This window comes from Pseudomonas laurylsulfatiphila, from assembly GCF_002934665.1.
Taxonomy (GTDB): Bacteria; Pseudomonadota; Gammaproteobacteria; order Pseudomonadales; family Pseudomonadaceae; genus Aquipseudomonas; species Aquipseudomonas laurylsulfatiphila.
In genome coordinates, this window is record NZ_NIRS01000005.1 from 42,349 (window position 1) to 58,028 (window position 15,680).

The 15,680-nt window shown below is 59.2% G+C and carries 14 protein-coding genes; 11 read left to right on the forward strand and 3 right to left on the reverse strand.

What is annotated here, in order from left to right; all coding sequences use genetic code 11:
* Nucleotides 1-12 precede the first annotated feature (12 nt).
* The 7 genes from apaG to CD175_RS18680 all read left to right on the forward strand — a co-directional run bounded on the left by apaG (nt 13) and on the right by CD175_RS18680 (nt 8,180).
* Nucleotides 13-393: a Co2+/Mg2+ efflux facilitator ApaG/CorD gene (gene apaG, locus CD175_RS18650; protein ID WP_095944860.1), complete on the forward strand. Its 381-nt coding sequence runs from the start codon at nt 13-15 to the stop codon at nt 391-393.
* Entirely contained in the window at nt 393-1,274 is an 882-nt protein-coding gene (locus CD175_RS18655; RefSeq protein WP_015097067.1) for a symmetrical bis(5'-nucleosyl)-tetraphosphatase, read from the forward strand. Before apaG ends, CD175_RS18655 begins: the two co-directional genes overlap by 1 nt.
* Nucleotides 1,275-1,307: 33 nt before the next feature.
* Nucleotides 1,308-1,637, forward strand: coding sequence for a thiosulfate sulfurtransferase GlpE (gene glpE / locus CD175_RS18660; RefSeq protein WP_104450002.1), 330 nt, complete (start codon nt 1,308-1,310; stop codon nt 1,635-1,637).
* A gap of 297 nt (nt 1,638-1,934) precedes the next feature.
* A complete protein-coding gene (locus CD175_RS18665) occupies nt 1,935-3,857 on the forward strand; it encodes a PrkA family serine protein kinase (RefSeq protein ID WP_007980217.1) in 1,923 nt (640 codons plus the stop codon).
* 205 nt (nt 3,858-4,062) lie between these two features.
* The gene (locus CD175_RS18670) at nt 4,063-5,334 is read left to right on the forward strand and encodes a YeaH/YhbH family protein (protein ID WP_007980218.1); all 1,272 of its coding nucleotides are present in this window, start codon (nt 4,063-4,065) and stop codon (nt 5,332-5,334) included.
* Nucleotides 5,331-6,893: a SpoVR family protein gene (locus CD175_RS18675; RefSeq protein ID WP_104450003.1), complete on the forward strand. Its 1,563-nt coding sequence runs from the start codon at nt 5,331-5,333 to the stop codon at nt 6,891-6,893. The genes CD175_RS18670 and CD175_RS18675 overlap by 4 nt, the downstream gene beginning before the upstream one ends.
* A gap of 63 nt (nt 6,894-6,956) precedes the next feature.
* Nucleotides 6,957-8,180 carry a multifunctional CCA addition/repair protein gene (locus CD175_RS18680; protein ID WP_104450004.1) on the forward strand — a complete coding sequence of 408 codons (1,224 nt, stop codon included), beginning with the start codon at nt 6,957-6,959 and terminating at the stop codon, nt 8,178-8,180.
* A gap of 86 nt (nt 8,181-8,266) precedes the next feature.
* Here the strand turns inward: CD175_RS18680 and folK are convergent, their stop codons facing one another.
* Complete coding sequence (gene folK / locus CD175_RS18685) at nt 8,267-8,785, reverse strand: 2-amino-4-hydroxy-6-hydroxymethyldihydropteridine diphosphokinase (protein WP_104450005.1); 519 nt, start codon at nt 8,783-8,785, stop codon at nt 8,267-8,269.
* Entirely contained in the window at nt 8,776-9,132 is a 357-nt protein-coding gene (gene folB / locus CD175_RS18690) for a dihydroneopterin aldolase (RefSeq protein ID WP_007980224.1), read from the reverse strand. Before folB ends, folK begins: the two co-directional genes overlap by 10 nt.
* A 74-nt stretch (nt 9,133-9,206) precedes the next feature.
* On the opposite strand from folB, the gene plsY reads away from it, so the two are divergent.
* The gene (plsY, locus tag CD175_RS18695; RefSeq protein ID WP_007993197.1) at nt 9,207-9,776 is read left to right on the forward strand and encodes a glycerol-3-phosphate 1-O-acyltransferase PlsY; all 570 of its coding nucleotides are present in this window, start codon (nt 9,207-9,209) and stop codon (nt 9,774-9,776) included.
* 23 nt (nt 9,777-9,799) lie between these two features.
* Here the strand turns inward: plsY and tsaD are convergent, their stop codons facing one another.
* A complete protein-coding gene (gene tsaD, locus CD175_RS18700) occupies nt 9,800-10,825 on the reverse strand; it encodes a tRNA (adenosine(37)-N6)-threonylcarbamoyltransferase complex transferase subunit TsaD (protein ID WP_104450006.1) in 1,026 nt (341 codons plus the stop codon).
* Between the two features lie 199 nt (nt 10,826-11,024).
* On the opposite strand from tsaD, the gene rpsU reads away from it, so the two are divergent.
* The 3 genes from rpsU to rpoD all read left to right on the forward strand — a co-directional run bounded on the left by rpsU (nt 11,025) and on the right by rpoD (nt 15,603).
* Nucleotides 11,025-11,240: a 30S ribosomal protein S21 gene (gene rpsU / locus CD175_RS18705; RefSeq protein WP_002551877.1), complete on the forward strand. Its 216-nt coding sequence runs from the start codon at nt 11,025-11,027 to the stop codon at nt 11,238-11,240.
* A 480-nt stretch (nt 11,241-11,720) separates the two neighbouring features.
* Entirely contained in the window at nt 11,721-13,688 is a 1,968-nt protein-coding gene (dnaG, locus tag CD175_RS18710; RefSeq protein WP_007980233.1) for a DNA primase, read from the forward strand.
* Between the two features lie 67 nt (nt 13,689-13,755).
* Nucleotides 13,756-15,603, forward strand: coding sequence for an RNA polymerase sigma factor RpoD (rpoD, locus tag CD175_RS18715; protein ID WP_104450007.1), 1,848 nt, complete (start codon nt 13,756-13,758; stop codon nt 15,601-15,603).
* Nucleotides 15,604-15,680: the final 77 nt, after the last annotated feature.

The window sequence follows — 15,680 nt, forward strand, 5'->3', positions numbered from 1 at the left end:
AAGGCCTCTTGCATGTCCGATCCTCGTTATCAGGTCGACGTCAGCGTCGTCACCCGCTATCTGGCAGAACAATCGCAACCCGAGCACGACCGCTTTGCCTTCGCCTACACCATTACCGTGCAAAACAATGGCGAAATGCCCGCCAAACTGCTTTCACGGCACTGGGTCATCACCGATGGTGACGGACATGTCGAAGAAGTCCGCGGCGCAGGCGTGGTCGGCCAGCAACCGCTGATCGAACCGGGCAAGAGCCACACCTACAGCAGCGGCACGGTGATGACCACCAAGGTCGGCACCATGCAAGGCACCTATCAGATGCTTTCCGACGACGGCAAACATTTCGATGCCATCATCGCGCCCTTCCGCCTGGCGGTGCCCGGAGCCCTGCACTGATGGCAACCTACGCTGTTGGCGACCTGCAAGGCTGCCTTCAGGCCCTGCAATGCCTGCTCAAACAAGTGGCGTTCGACCCTCAACGGGATCGCCTGTGGCTGGTGGGCGACCTGGTCAACCGCGGCCCGCAGTCGCTGGAAACCCTGCGCTTCCTCTATAGCATCCGCGAATCGCTGGTGTGCGTGCTCGGCAACCACGACCTGCACCTGCTGGCGGCCGGACGCAACATCGAACGCCTGAAGAAGGCCGACACCCTGCACGAGATCATCGAAGCGCCGGATAGCGCCGAACTGCTCGAATGGCTGCGCCAGCAAAAGCTCATGCACTACGACGAACAGCGCAACGTGGCACTGGTCCATGCCGGCATTCCACCCCAGTGGTCGCTGCGCAAAGCCTTGAAGTGTGCTGCCGAAGTCGAGACTGCCTTGCGTGACGACAACCTGCTGCCGCCCTACCTCGATGGCATGTACGGCAACGATCCGGCGAAATGGGACAATGACCTCAAGGGCGTGACGCGCCTGCGAGTGATCACAAACTATTTCACCCGCATGCGTTTTTGCACCGCCGAAGGCAAACTCGACCTCAAGAGCAAGGAAGGCCTCGGTACCGCACCACCCGGCTACAAACCCTGGTTCCAGCACAAGGAACGCAAGACCAAGGGCCTGAAGATCATCTTCGGCCACTGGGCAGCACTGGAAGGCAATATCAATGAGCCTGGCATCTCGGCCCTCGACACTGGCTGCGTCTGGGGCGGTGCCCTGACCCTGATGAACGTCGACAGCTTTGAGCGCCTGTCCTGCAAATGCGACGAACACGGCCATGCCGTGCCGCCAGTCGCCTCATCAATTCCCCAAACATCGCCAGCCAGCGCACCGCGCTAGACTGCCCATTCAGCCGAGCCACAGGAGCCCGCCATGAGCGAATTCAAACGTATCCCCCCGGAACAGGCCCAGGCCCTGCGCGAACAAGGCGCAGTGGTGGTCGACGTCCGCGATCCGGCCACTTTTGCCGCCCTGCATATCGCAGGCTCGAAGCATCTGGACAATCATTCCCTGCACGCTTTCATCCAGGGTGCCGACCTCGATGCGCCGACCGTGGTGGTCTGCTATCACGGCAATTCCAGCCAGGGTGCGGCCGCCTACCTGATCAGCCAGGGCTTCTCCGACGTCTACAGCATGGATGGCGGATTCGAGTTGTGGCGTACGACCTATCCGGCGGAAACGGCGCAAGGCACTGCCGAATAATTTTTTTGTAACGTTGCAGGCCCCGGCTCCCGCGGGCTAGCGCGGTGGCAGACGAACGGTCTGCCACAACTAATTACGTATCTCGCCTTTACCTCCCGAATTCCCAACTATCCTTAAGCCCAGGCCATCCAAAACAGGGGAGAGCCGGTACACCGGCGCACGGGTCATCGGGAGTAGCTTTCGGAGTCGTCAGCTCCGGGAGAGTTCTGGGGGGTAAACAGCAATCGCCTGTTCGGTTGCTGCCAGCATCGACTGAGTGATCCGGCGTCGGCTCCAAGTATCGAGCGAGGTGACGTCATGAGTATCTTTAGCCACTTCCAACAACGCTTCGAGTCCACACGCCAGGAAGAACTCTCACTGCAAGAGTATCTTGAGCTGTGCAAAAAAGACCGCAGCGCCTACGTTTCCGCCGCCGAGCGTCTACTGCTGGCCATCGGTGAACCGGAACTGCTCGACACCTCGACCAACTCGAGGCTTTCGCGCATCTTCTCCAACAAGGTCATCCGCCGCTATCCGGCCTTTGAAGACTTCCACGGGATGGAAGAATGCATCGACCAGATCGTGTCGTATTTCCGCCACGCCGCTCAGGGCCTGGAAGAGAAGAAACAGATCCTGTACCTGCTCGGCCCTGTCGGTGGCGGCAAATCGTCCCTGGCCGAGAAGCTCAAGCAGCTGATGGAAAAAGTGCCCTTCTACGCGATCAAGGGCTCGCCGGTTTTCGAGTCGCCCCTGGGTCTGTTCAACTCCACTGAAGATGGAGCGATCCTCGAGGAAGACTTTGGCATTCCACGGCGCTACCTCAACACCATCATGTCGCCATGGGCGACCAAGCGCCTGGCCGAATTCGGTGGCGACATCAGCCAGTTCCGCGTAGTGAAACTCTACCCATCGATCCTCAACCAGATTGCCGTGGCCAAGACCGAACCTGGTGACGAAAACAACCAGGACATTTCGGCACTGGTGGGCAAGGTCGATATCCGCAAGCTGGAGGAATTCCCGCAGAACGACGCCGACGCCTACAGCTACTCGGGCGCTCTCTGCCGGGCCAACCAGGGCCTGATGGAATTCGTCGAAATGTTCAAGGCACCGATCAAGGTGCTGCACCCGTTGCTGACTGCCACACAGGAAGGCAACTACAACAGTACCGAAGGCCTTGGCGCGATTCCGTTCACCGGGATCCTGCTGGCGCACTCCAACGAATCGGAGTGGCACACCTTCCGCAACAACAAGAACAACGAAGCATTCATCGACCGGATCTACATCGTCAAGGTGCCGTATTGCCTGCGGGTCAGTGACGAAGTGAAGATCTACGACAAGCTGCTGTTCAACAGTTCGCTGGCCAAGGCGCATTGCGCGCCGGACACCCTGAAGATGCTGGCCCAGTTCACCGTACTCTCGCGCCTTAAAGAGCCGGAAAACTCCAACATCTATTCGAAGATGCGCGTTTACGACGGCGAGAACCTCAAGGACACCGATCCGAAAGCCAAATCGATCCAGGAATACCGCGACAACGCCGGTGTCGACGAAGGCATGAACGGTCTCTCGACCCGCTTCGCGTTCAAGATCCTGTCGAAGGTGTTCAACTTCGATCCGCACGAAATTGCCGCCAACCCGGTACATCTGCTTTATGTGCTGGAACAACAGATCGAACAGGAACAGTTCCAGGCCGAGACCCGCGAACGCTATCTGCGCTTCCTCAAGGAGTACCTGGCACCGCGCTACATCGAGTTCATCGGCAAGGAGATCCAGACTGCCTACCTCGAGTCCTACAGCGAGTACGGCCAGAACATCTTCGATCGCTACGTGTTGTACGCCGACTTCTGGATCCAGGACCAGGAATACCGCGACCCGGAAACCGGCGAAATCCTCAACCGCGTCGCCCTGAACGAAGAACTGGAGAAAATCGAAAAACCGGCCGGCATCAGCAATCCGAAGGATTTCCGCAACGAAATCGTCAACTTCGTCCTGCGCGCCCGGGCCAACAACAACGGCAAGAACCCGACCTGGCTCAGCTACGAAAAACTGCGGGTGGTCATCGAGAAGAAAATGTTCTCCAACACCGAGGACCTGCTACCGGTCATCAGCTTCAACGCCAAGGCCAGCAAGGAGGACCAGCAAAAACACAACGACTTCGTCACACGGATGGTCGAGCGGGGTTACACCGACAAACAGGTACGACTGCTGTCCGAGTGGTACCTGCGGGTCAGAAAATCACAATAACCCGCTGCCGGTCAGACCGGTTGTCGTCAGCCAGAGACCTGTGTGCGCTTTTTCTGTTACACAGGCCTCTGGAAGGTGTTCGAAAGTCGGTAGCGAGTTCAGGCAGCATCCAAGGCGCTTGGGGGGAGCGTTCAATATCCCTCGGCTCTCGGTTCGATGCTGTATCACCGCTCGCCCCTTTCAGGACAGCTTCTAAGGAGCAGTCATGAGCTATGTGATCGACCGACGTCTCAATGGCAAGAACAAGAGCACGGTGAACCGCCAGCGGTTTCTGCGGCGCTACCGTGATCACATTAAAAAGGCTGTCGAAGAGGCGGTCAGCCGGCGCTCCATTACCGATATGGAACACGGCGAACAAATCAGCATTCCCGGCCGCGACATCGACGAGCCGGTGCTTCATCACGGGCGCGGCGGCAAGCAGACGGTCGTGCACCCGGGTAACAAGGAGTTCACCAGTGGAGAACATATCGCCCGACCACCGGGAGGCGGTGGCGGTCGAGGCCCCGGCAAGGCCGGCAATTCCGGCGAAGGGATGGACGAATTCGTCTTCCAGATCACCCAGGAAGAGTTCCTTGAATTCATGTTCGAGGATCTGGAACTGCCCAACCTGGTCAAACGCAACCTGACCGGCACCGACACCTTCAAGACCGTGCGGGCCGGGATCAGCAACGAGGGCAACCCGTCGCGGATCAACATCATCCGCACCCTGCGCTCAGCCCACGCCCGGCGCATCGCCCTGTCCGGCAGCAGCCGGGCAAAACTGCGTGAGGCCAAGGAAGAGCTTCTGCGACTCAAACAGGAAGAACCAGACAACTTCGGCGATATTCAGGAAATCGAAGCTGAAATCGAAAAACTCAGCGCGCGCATTCACCGCGTGCCGTTTCTCGACACGTTCGACCTCAAATACAACCTGCTCATCAAGCAGCCCAACCCCAGTTCCAAGGCCGTGATGTTCTGCCTGATGGACGTGTCCGGCTCGATGACCCAGGCGACCAAGGACATCGCCAAGCGCTTCTTTATCCTGCTGTACCTGTTTCTGAAGCGGAACTACGACAAGATCGACGTCGTGTTCATCCGCCATCACACCAGCGCCCGCGAAGTGGATGAAGAAGAGTTTTTCTACTCCCGTGAAACCGGCGGCACCATCGTCTCCAGCGCCCTGAAACTGATGCAAGAGATCATGGCCGAACGCTACCCGAGCAACGAGTGGAACATTTACGCCGCCCAAGCCTCCGATGGCGACAACTGGAACGACGACTCTCCGATCTGCCGCGACATCCTGATCAACCAGATCATGCCATTCGTGCAGTACTACACTTACGTTGAGATCACCCCGCGCGAACACCAGGCCCTTTGGTTCGAATACGAGCGCATCGCCGAAGCCTTTTCCGACACGTTTGCCCAGCAACAACTGGTCTCGGCCGGGGATATCTATCCGGTCTTCCGTGAACTCTTCCAGCGCAGGTTAGTGACATGACCGCCAAAGAGCAGAAGCGCCAACCCATTTCCACCGGCTCCGAATGGACGTTCGAGCTGATCCAGGCGTACGACCGCGAAATCAGTCGCATTGCGGCGGGTTACGCCCTCGATACGTACCCGAACCAGATCGAAGTGATCACCGCCGAACAGATGATGGATGCCTACGCCTCTGTCGGTATGCCTCTGGGTTATCACCACTGGTCCTACGGCAAGCACTTCCTCAGCACTGAAAAATCCTACACCCGCGGCCAGATGGGTCTGGCGTACGAGATCGTGATCAACTCCGACCCGTGCATTGCCTACCTGATGGAAGAAAACACCATCTGCATGCAAGCGCTGGTGGTGGCCCATGCCTGCTACGGGCACAACAGCTTTTTCAAAGGTAATTACCTGTTCCGCACCTGGACCGACGCCAGCTCGATCATCGATTACCTGGTGTTTGCCAAGCAGTACATCATGCAATGCGAGGAGCGCCACGGCATCGACGCGGTCGAGGACCTGCTCGACTCCTGCCATGCACTGATGAACTATGGCGTCGACCGCTACAAACGCCCCTATCCGATTTCCGCGGAAGAAGAGCGCCGCCGGCAAAAGGACCGGGAAGAGCATTTGCAGAAACAGATCAACGATCTGTGGCGCACCATTCCCAAAGGCGCGGACAAGTACAGCGACAAGGACAACGCACGTTTCCCCGCCGAACCTCAGGAAAACATCCTGTACTTCATCGAAAAACATGCGCCACTGCTGGAGCCATGGCAGCGGGAAATCGTGCGCATCGTGCGCAAGATCGCCCAGTATTTTTATCCACAGCGCCAGACCCAGGTGATGAACGAAGGTTGGGCCACGTTCTGGCACTACACCCTGATGAACGATCTGTACGACGAGGGCCTGGTCACCGACGGCTTCATGATGGAGTTCCTGACGTCCCACACCAGCGTGGTGTTCCAGCCGGGCTTCGATAGCCCTTACTACAGTGGCATCAACCCATATGCCCTGGGGTTTGCCATGTACCGTGACATCCGTCGCATGTGCGAAGAGCCCACGGAAGAAGATCGCCACTGGTTCCCCGACATTGCCGGTACCGACTGGCTGGCAGCCATCAAGTTCGCCATGAGCAGCTTCAAGGATGAGAGCTTCATCCTGCAGTACCTCTCACCCAAGGTGATCCGCGACCTCAAGCTGTTCAGCATTCTCGATGACGACCAGAAGGACGACTTGCTGGTGCCCGCCATTCACGACGAAGGTGGCTACCGCATCATCCGCGAAACCCTGGCCGCGCAGTACAACCTGGGCAATCGCGAGCCCAACGTGCAGATCTACAGCATCGACCGCCGTGGTGACCGTTCCCTGACCCTGCGTCACCAGCAACACGACCGCAAACCGCTGGGCGACTCGACCGAAGAAGTGCTCAAACACCTGCACCGCCTCTGGGGTTTCGACATTCACCTGGAAACCCTGCAAGGGGACACCGTGATGAAAACCCACCATGTGCCGCCCCGAAACGAGCACAGCGAAGGTGATTACGGTCGACTGGACCTGGCTGTCATCCATCTTTGATCCGCTTTGCGCCTCCGAAAGCTCGATGCAGCGGTTATCCTGTCGAGCTAACGGAGGTTTTTTATGCGTATTTATAAAGTCGGCGGTGCGGTACGTGATCGCCTGCTGGGCAAACCGGTCACCGATATCGACTGGGTCGTGGTTGGCGCCACCACCGAAGAAATGCTCGCCAAGGGCTTTCGCCCGGTGGGCGCGGATTTCCCGGTGTTCCTTCATCCCAAAAGCGGTGAGGAATACGCCCTCGCCCGCACCGAGCGCAAAAGCGGGCGCGGTTACGGCGGGTTCACTTTTCACGCCAGCCCTGAAGTCACCCTTGAAGAAGACCTGATCCGTCGCGACCTGACCATCAACGCCATGGCCGAAGACGATCAGCAGAACCTGACCGACCCCTACCACGGCCAGCGCGATCTCGAAGCGCGCCTGCTGCGCCATGTTTCCCCGGCGTTTGCCGAGGATCCACTCAGGGTCCTGCGCGTTGCCCGCTTTGCCGCACGATATACCGCGCTGGGCTTTACCGTCGCCCCGGAAACCCTGGAACTGATGCGTCAACTCAGCGAGTCAGGTGAGCTTGAGGCGCTGACTCCCGAGCGCAGCTGGAAGGAAATCTCCCGCGCCCTGATGGAAGATCAGCCACAGGTGTTTATCGAGGTGTTGCGCGCATGTGGCGCACTCAAGGTGCTGATGCCGGAGGTCGACGCACTGTTCGGCGTCCCGCAGCCCCCGGCCCATCACCCGGAAATCGATACTGGCGCACATACCCTGAGCGTGTTGCAGCAAGCAGCACTGCACAAACAGCCGCTGACCGTGCGCTGGGCCTGCCTGCTGCACGACCTGGGCAAGGGCCTGACGCCAGAAGAGGAATGGCCGCGGCACATTGCCCACGAGTTCAAGGGCCTGAAGCTGATCAAAGCGGTCAACGAACGCTTCAAGGCGCCGAGAGACTGCCAGGAACTGGCAATGCTGGTGGGCGAGTACCACACCCACGGGCATCGTGCCCTGGAGCTGAAGCCATCGACATTACTGGAATTGCTGCAAAGCTTCGACGTTTACCGTCGGCCGCAACGGTTCGAGGAGTTCATCGCGGCATGCGAGATGGATGCACGGGGACGCGAAGGGTTGGAGCAGAGAAGTTATCCACAGGCGGATTATCTGCGCGGCGCGGCAACTGCGGCGCGCAGTATTGCGGTGCAGCCACTGCTGGAGAAGGGTTTCAAGGGACCAGAGTTGGGCGAGGCGATCAAGCGTGAGCGGCTCAAGGCGTTGAAGGCTTATAAAGACAATGCCTGAAGAGCAAAAGATCGCAGCCTTCGGCAGCTCCTACAGGGTGCACATCAATCCTCTGTAGGAGCTGCCGAAGGCTGCGATCTTTTGCCTTACAACAAATTCGAAGGGGTCAGCTGTTCGCCGCGCCACTCGAATGCCACCGGCGCCAAGACCTGATCGATCTGAGCTTCGCCCCACAAAGTCGCAAAACTTTTGCCTACACCTGGATGCACTCTGTCTGGCGCGATCAGCGACAATGGCCACAGAACGAACGCATTTTTCAGGATTTCTGCCCGCGGCAAGATCAAGCCATCGAAGTTTCCCACCAGGTCGCCGAACAACAACACGTCGATATCCAGCGGCAAACCTCTGCGATCCGGTGCGTAACGACCGTTATCCGCCTCAATGAACTTCAGGCGACGATCAAGCTCAATCAGCGGCAGATCGGTATACGCCGATACCACGAAATTGAAGAACGGCCCGCTCTTGATGCCCACCGGCTGGCTTTCGAACACTGCCGAACAGCGGATATCGACAAGGAACGCCGCCAAAGCATCGAGCCCCGCCCGCAAATGGGTTTCACGCTCGATATTGCTACCGAGCCCGAGGTACACCTGAGTCAGCGACATCCGCGCTCGATCTCCACGCCCACACCACCGGTGGCAGCCGGGACCGCACCGGGCTTGGTCAGCTTCAGACGCACCCAGGTGATCTTGAATTCGCTCATCAGCACTTCAACCAGACGCTCGGCAAAGGTCTCGACCAACTGGTATTGCGCCTGCTCGGCAAACGCCTGGATACGCGAGGAAACACTGGCGTAGTCGAGCGCCAGGGTCAGGTCATCACCGGCTGCGGCCGGGCGATTATCCCAGGCGAAGCTCAGGTCAAGACGCAAGCACTGTCGGATGCCTCGCTCCCAGTCGTAGGCACCAATCACCGTGTCGACTTCCAGGCCCTCGATAAACACTCTGTCCAAGCACTTCTCTCCGCTACACGACAAGGGCGCAATGCGCCGTTAGAATCAGGGCTTCCTCGCCCGGAATAGTTAGCATGTTTTGGTTATTGGCGATCCTCGCCTACCTGCTCGGCTCTCTGTCCTTTGCCATTTTGCTCAGCCGCCTGACCGGTAACCCCGATCCGCGAATGAGTGGCTCGGGCAATGCCGGCGCCACCAACATGCTGCGCCTGGCCGGCAAGAAACTCGCCATCCTGACCCTGCTCGGCGACCTTTGCAAAGGCCTGCTGCCGGTACTGATAGCGCGTCTCGCGGGCCTTTCGCAGCAGGAACAAGCCTGGATCGGCGTCTATGCCGTCATCGGCCATCTGTTTCCGCTGTACTTCCGCTTTCGCGGAGGCAAGGGTGTCGCCACCGCTGCCGGCATGCTGCTGGGGCTGTACCCGCCCGCCGCCCTTCTGGCGGTCTGCGCCTGGCTCTTGACGTTCTACCTGACCCGCACCAGCTCCCTGGCCGCCCTGATCGCCACGCCGCTGACCCTGCCTTTGCTGGCCTGGCAAGAACCAGCGGCCCTGCTGCCCATGAGCACGCTCACCGGGCTGATCGTCTGGCGCCATCGCGGCAATCTACGCGACCTGTTTGCCGGGCGCGAACGGCATTTCTAGCGGCCGGACATGAGCGCCGCTCATCACAACGCCGACAACTGCTCCATCGGCCAGCGTGCCTGCACGCTGATCGCCAGGCTTTCCTGCTGACCGGCCTGCAAGCGCTGACAGCCGGCAAAGGCGATCATCGCGCCGTTATCGGTACAGAACTGCGGACGGGCATAAAACACATCGCCCTTCATATCGCCGAGCATTTTCTCCAGAGAAGCGCGCAACGCCTTGTTGGCACTGACGCCCCCCGCGATCACCAGGCGCTTCATGCCGGCGGCCTTAAGGGCACGCTTGCACTTGATGGTCAAAGTCTCCACCACGGCCTGCTGGAACGCCAGCGCGATGTCGCATTGGGCTTGCTCGCCGTCGTCCCCGGCACTGACGCACTGTTGCCAGGTATTCAACGCAAAGGTTTTCAGGCCACTGAAGCTGAAATCCAGGCCCGGGCGGTCGCACATCGGACGCGGGAAAACGAAACGCCCTGCAACCCCCTGCTCTGCCAGGCGAGCGATTTCCGGCCCGCCCGGATAATTGAGGCCCATCATCTTGGCCGTCTTGTCGAAAGCTTCGCCGGCAGCATCATCCAGGGTCTCGCCCAAGAGCGTGTACTGACCAATTCCGTCGACCTGAACCAGCTGCGTATGACCTCCGGAGACCAACAAAGCGACGAACGGAAATTCCGGCGGTTGCGACTCCAGCATCGGTGCCAGCAAGTGGCCTTCCATGTGGTGTACGCCGAGGGCCGGAATGCCCCAGGCAAAGGCCAGCGCCTGGGCGCAGGAAGCCCCCACCAGCAAGGCACCGACCAGGCCAGGACCCGCGGTATAGGCGATGGCGTCGATCTCGGTCGGCACGCAGTCGGCCTCGGCCAACACCTGACGAATCAAGGGCAGCATGCGCTTGACGTGATCGCGCGAGGCCAGCTCCGGCACCACGCCACCATAGGCGCGGTGCAGGTCGATCTGACTGAAAAGCGCATCGGCCAACAGCCCGCGTTCACTGTCATATAATGCGACGCCGGTTTCGTCGCAGGAGGTTTCTAATCCCAGTACTAGCATGGGTTTGCGCCTTGTTTAGGCTGAATTCGAAGGCGCGCATAATAGTCGTCGCGGGATGCCCCGACCAGCGGTTTTCGATCAGAGGCTTTGCATTCCGAGCGATGAGGGGTTAACATCCGCAACCCTTAAAAACCGACGTCTTCAAGTGCTCTTTTGCCGCGAGGATGTTGACCCCGGTAATGAATGAAGGTAGCTCTGGATGCCAGCCGTCAAAGTAAAAGAGAACGAACCCTTCGACGTAGCTCTGCGTCGTTTCAAGCGCTCCTGCGAAAAAGCCGGTGTACTGGCTGAAGTTCGTAGCCGCGAATTTTACGAGAAGCCAACTTCTGAGCGTAAGCGCAAAGCAGCTGCTGCTGTTAAGCGTCACGCCAAGAAAGTTCAGCGCGAACAGCGCCGCGCCGTTCGTCTGTACTAATACACAGACGACCGTAGCAAGCTTCTGCCAAGCCCGGCCCTCAGCCGGGCTTATGGCATTTGCGTAAAACGCTTGATGCTTCACTGTCGAAGCCGCAGACGCGACCGAGACAAATCTGCTTTTCCGCGTCAGACCTGGCTCTTTTGCCAGCGGTGCACGTCTTTTCTGACGAGCCTTTCAAGGCTACTGACGAGCACACCCACTGATTCCTCTCACGACGATCAGCCCAAGGCGCCTGCTTGCGTGCCGAATGATGAGCTATCCGAGGCCTGTGTTTGGCCGCAGCGGATTCAGCGCAACACATTCAAACAGTCGAATACTGATTGGCATTAACGTCAGTGGATTTTCGGCAGATACACTTCCCGACAGCGATTACGCAGACGACACTGGTCGAGCCGCACACTTTGCGCGCCTCAATCAATGCCCGCGTTCGGTCGCCGTACGTTTCGGGCTCCTTTCAGCGCAGATGACGAGAACGCCATGGCCGGGCTAATTCCCCAGAGCTTCATTGACGACCTTCTGAACCGCACCGACATCGTCGATGTGGTCAGCTCGCGCCTGCAATTGAAAAAGGCCGGCAAGAACCACACCGCCTGCTGCCCGTTCCACAAGGAAAAGACGCCCTCGTTCAGCGTCAGTCCCGACAAGCAGTTCTATTACTGCTTCGGCTGCGGCGCTGGCGGCAACGCCCTCGGCTTCATCATGGACCACGACAACCTGGATTTCGTCCAGGCGGTCGAAGAACTGGCCAAAGCCGCCGGCATGGAAATCCCCCGCGAAGAAAGCGGGCGGCCGCACAAGCCGCGGCAGCCGACCGATTCGCCGCTGTATCCGCTGCTCAGCGCCGCCGCCGACTTTTATCGCCAGGCCTTGAAAAGCCATCCATCGCGCAAAGCCGCCGTGGACTACCTGAAAGGTCGCGGGCTGACCGGCGAAATCGCCCGGGACTTCGGCCTGGGCTTTGCGCCGCCTGGCTGGGACAACCTGTTCAAGCACTTGAGCAGCGATACCCTGCAACAAAAAGCCATGATCGATGCCGGCCTGCTGATCGAAAACGCCGAAAGCGGCAAACGTTACGACCGCTTCCGCGACCGAGTGATGTTCCCAATCCGCGACAGCCGCGGGCGTGTCATCGCCTTTGGCGGCCGGGTATTGGGCGACGACAAGCCGAAGTACCTGAACTCCCCGGAAACCCCGGTATTCCACAAGGGCCAGGAACTCTACGGCCTGTACGAAGCGCGCAAGACCAACCGCAACCTCGACGAGATCATCGTCGTCGAAGGTTACATGGACGTCATTGCCCTGGCTCAGCAAGGCCTGCGCAATGCCGTCGCGACCCTGGGTACCGCCACCAGCGAAGAGCACCTCAAGCGACTGTTTCGCGTCGTGCCCAGCGTGCTGTTCTGCTTCGACGGCGATCAGGCCGGTCGCAACGCGGCCTGGCGGGCACTGGAGGCAACACTTTCGAGCCTGCAGGACGGTCGTCGTGCACGTTTTCTGTTCCTGCCCGAGGGTGAGGATCCGGACACCCTGGTCCGCTCCGAAGGCACGGACGCCTTCCGCGCACGGATCAACCAACATGCACAGCCCCTGGCCGATTACTTCTTCCAGCAATTGACGGAGGAAGCCGACCCGCGCTCGCTCGAGGGCAAGGCCCACATGGCCACCCTCGCCGCACCGCTGATCGACAAAGTTCCGGGCGCCAACCTGCGCACCCTGATGCGTCAGCGCCTGAGCGAAATCACCGGCCTGAGCGGCGAAGCGGTGAGCCAGCTGGCACAAAGCGCCCCGCAGGAAGCACCGCCGGCCTATGACCCCGGCATCGATTACGACGCGATGCCCGATTACAGCGACTATCATCAGCCGCAGGCACAGGACATGTATGTGCCGCAGCAGGAATGGACGCCAAAGAAGCCCGGTGCAGGAGGCAAGAAATGGGACAAGAAGCCGTGGGACAAGAATGGCAAACGGGGCGGTGATCGCGATCAACCCCGTGCGCCACGAGTGCCCGCCGCCGTAGAACCGCCGACCCTCGCCGCCTTGCGCACGCTGCTGCATCACCCGCAACTGGCCGAGAAAGTCGAGGATGCCGGGCACTTCGCCGCCGAGGATCACACCAACACACAATTGCTGGTGGCGCTGCTCGAGGCCGTGCAGAAGAATCCCAAGCTAAACTCAATTCAGCTGATTGCCCGCTGGCACGGCACAGAGCAGGGCCGCTTGCTCAAGGCCCTGGCGGAAAAGGAATGGCTGATTGATGGAGACAACCTTGAACAACAGTTTTTCGACACCATTACTAGCTTGTCAGCCCGTCAACGCGAGCGAAACCTGGAACAACTTCTTCGAAAAGCACGTCAAAGTGAATTGAGCACCGAAGAGAAAAACCAACTGCGCGACCTTTTAAGTCGCAATGTTTCCGCATCAAACCCGACCTCAACTGGCGCGTGAGGTCATAGCTCAGGTATAATCCTCGGCTTGTTTTTTGCCCGCCAAGACCTTCAGTGGATAGGGTGTTATGTCCGGAAAAGCGCAACAGCAGTCTCGTATCAAAGAGTTGATCACACTTGGTCGTGAGCAGGGCTACCTGACTTACGCGGAGGTCAACGACCACCTGCCGGAGGATATTTCAGATCCGGAACAGGTGGAAGACATCATCCGCATGATCAATGACATGGGGATCAACGTATTCGAGGTTGCGCCAGATAAGGATTCCCTTATGCTGGCCGACGCCGATACCGACGAAGCCGCAGCCGAAGAGGCCGCTGCCGCGTTGGCTGCGGTCGAGACCGATATTGGTCGCACTACCGACCCGGTGCGCATGTACATGCGCGAAATGGGTACGGTGGAGCTCCTCACACGTGAAGGCGAAATTGAAATCGCCAAGCGTATTGAAGAGGGCATCCGTGAGGTGATGAGCGCCATCGCGCACTTCCCTGGCACGGTTGATCATATTCTCTCCGAGTACACCCGCGTCACCACCGAAGGTGGCCGCCTGTCCGACGTCCTGAGCGGTTATATCGACCCGGACGACGGCATCGCGCCGCCTGCGGCAGAAGTGCCGCCACCGATTGACGCGAAAGCCGTCAAGGCGGATGACGACGCCGACGACGAAGACGGTGAAGCCTCGGATGACGAGGAAGAAGCCGAAAGCGGTCCGGATCCGATCATCGCCGCCCAGCGTTTTGGCGCTGTGGCCGATCAGATGGAAATCACCCGCAAGGCGCTGAAAAAGCACGGTCGTCACAACAAGGCAGCGATTGCCGAGTTGCTGGCCCTGGCCGACCTGTTCATGCCGATCAAACTGGTACCGAAGCAATTCGAAGCCTTGGTCGAGCGTGTTCGCAGTGCCCTGGATCGCCTGCGTCAGCAAGAGCGTGCAATCATGCAGCTCTGCGTTCGTGATGCGCGCATGCCGCGTGCAGACTTCCTGCGCCAGTTCCCGGGCAACGAAGTCGACGAAAGCTGGAGTGACGCCCTGGCCAAAGGCAAAAGCAAATACGCTGAAGCCATTGGCCGCCTGCAGCCGGACATCGTCCGTTGCCAGCAGAAGCTGACCGCGCTGGAAACCGAAACCGGTTTGACCATCGCCGAGATCAAGGACATCAACCGTCGCATGTCGATCGGTGAGGCCAAGGCCCGCCGCGCGAAGAAAGAGATGGTTGAAGCCAACTTGCGTCTGGTGATCTCGATCGCCAAGAAGTACACCAACCGTGGCCTGCAATTCCTCGATCTGATCCAGGAAGGCAACATCGGCTTGATGAAAGCGGTAGACAAGTTCGAATACCGTCGCGGCTACAAGTTCTCGACTTATGCCACCTGGTGGATCCGTCAGGCGATCACTCGCTCGATCGCCGACCAGGCCCGCACCATCCGTATTCCGGTGCACATGATCGAGACGATCAACAAGCTCAACCGCATTTCCCGGCAGATGCTGCAGGAAATGGGTCGCGAACCGACCCCGGAAGAGCTGGGCGAACGCATGGAAATGCCTGAGGACAAGATCCGCAAGGTATTGAAGATCGCTAAAGAGCCGATCTCCATGGAAACGCCGATCGGTGATGACGAAGACTCCCATCTGGGTGACTTCATCGAAGACTCGACCATGCAGTCGCCAATCGATGTTGCAACCGTTGAGAGCCTGAAAGAAGCGACTCGCGAAGTGCTGTCCGGCCTCACTGCCCGTGAAGCCAAGGTACTGCGCATGCGTTTCGGTATCGACATGAATACCGACCACACCCTCGAAGAGGTTGGTAAGCAGTTTGACGTGACCCGTGAGCGGATTCGTCAGATCGAAGCCAAGGCGTTGCGCAAGCTGCGCCACCCGACGAGAAGCGAGCATCTACGCTCCTTCCTCGACGAGTAATCACAAAACCCCCGGCCCAGGCCGGGGGTTTTGTTTTATGGCAGATTAATATCTCCACACCTCCCCTCCGCCCTGTA

Bases quoted from the DNA above. Each gene is read 5' to 3' on its own strand.
- rpsU (WP_002551877.1), top strand. From the start codon at position 11,025: ATGCCAGCCGTCAAAGTAAAAGAGAACGAACCCTTCGACGTAGCTCTG.
- CD175_RS18675 (WP_104450003.1), top strand. From the start codon at position 5,331: ATGACCGCCAAAGAGCAGAAGCGCCAACCCATTTCCACCGGCTCCGAA.
- dnaG (WP_007980233.1), top strand. From the start codon at position 11,721: ATGGCCGGGCTAATTCCCCAGAGCTTCATTGACGACCTTCTGAACCGC.
- CD175_RS18665 (WP_007980217.1), top strand. From the start codon at position 1,935: ATGAGTATCTTTAGCCACTTCCAACAACGCTTCGAGTCCACACGCCAG.
- plsY (WP_007993197.1), top strand. From the start codon at position 9,207: ATGTTTTGGTTATTGGCGATCCTCGCCTACCTGCTCGGCTCTCTGTCC.
- CD175_RS18680 (WP_104450004.1), top strand. From the start codon at position 6,957: ATGCGTATTTATAAAGTCGGCGGTGCGGTACGTGATCGCCTGCTGGGC.
- glpE (WP_104450002.1), top strand. From the start codon at position 1,308: ATGAGCGAATTCAAACGTATCCCCCCGGAACAGGCCCAGGCCCTGCGC.
- rpoD (WP_104450007.1), top strand. From the start codon at position 13,756: ATGTCCGGAAAAGCGCAACAGCAGTCTCGTATCAAAGAGTTGATCACA.
- tsaD (WP_104450006.1), bottom strand. From the start codon at position 10,825: ATGCTAGTACTGGGATTAGAAACCTCCTGCGACGAAACCGGCGTCGCA.
- CD175_RS18655 (WP_015097067.1), top strand. From the start codon at position 393: ATGGCAACCTACGCTGTTGGCGACCTGCAAGGCTGCCTTCAGGCCCTG.
- folK (WP_104450005.1), bottom strand. From the start codon at position 8,785: ATGTCGCTGACTCAGGTGTACCTCGGGCTCGGTAGCAATATCGAGCGT.
- apaG (WP_095944860.1), top strand. From the start codon at position 13: ATGTCCGATCCTCGTTATCAGGTCGACGTCAGCGTCGTCACCCGCTAT.
- CD175_RS18670 (WP_007980218.1), top strand. From the start codon at position 4,063: ATGAGCTATGTGATCGACCGACGTCTCAATGGCAAGAACAAGAGCACG.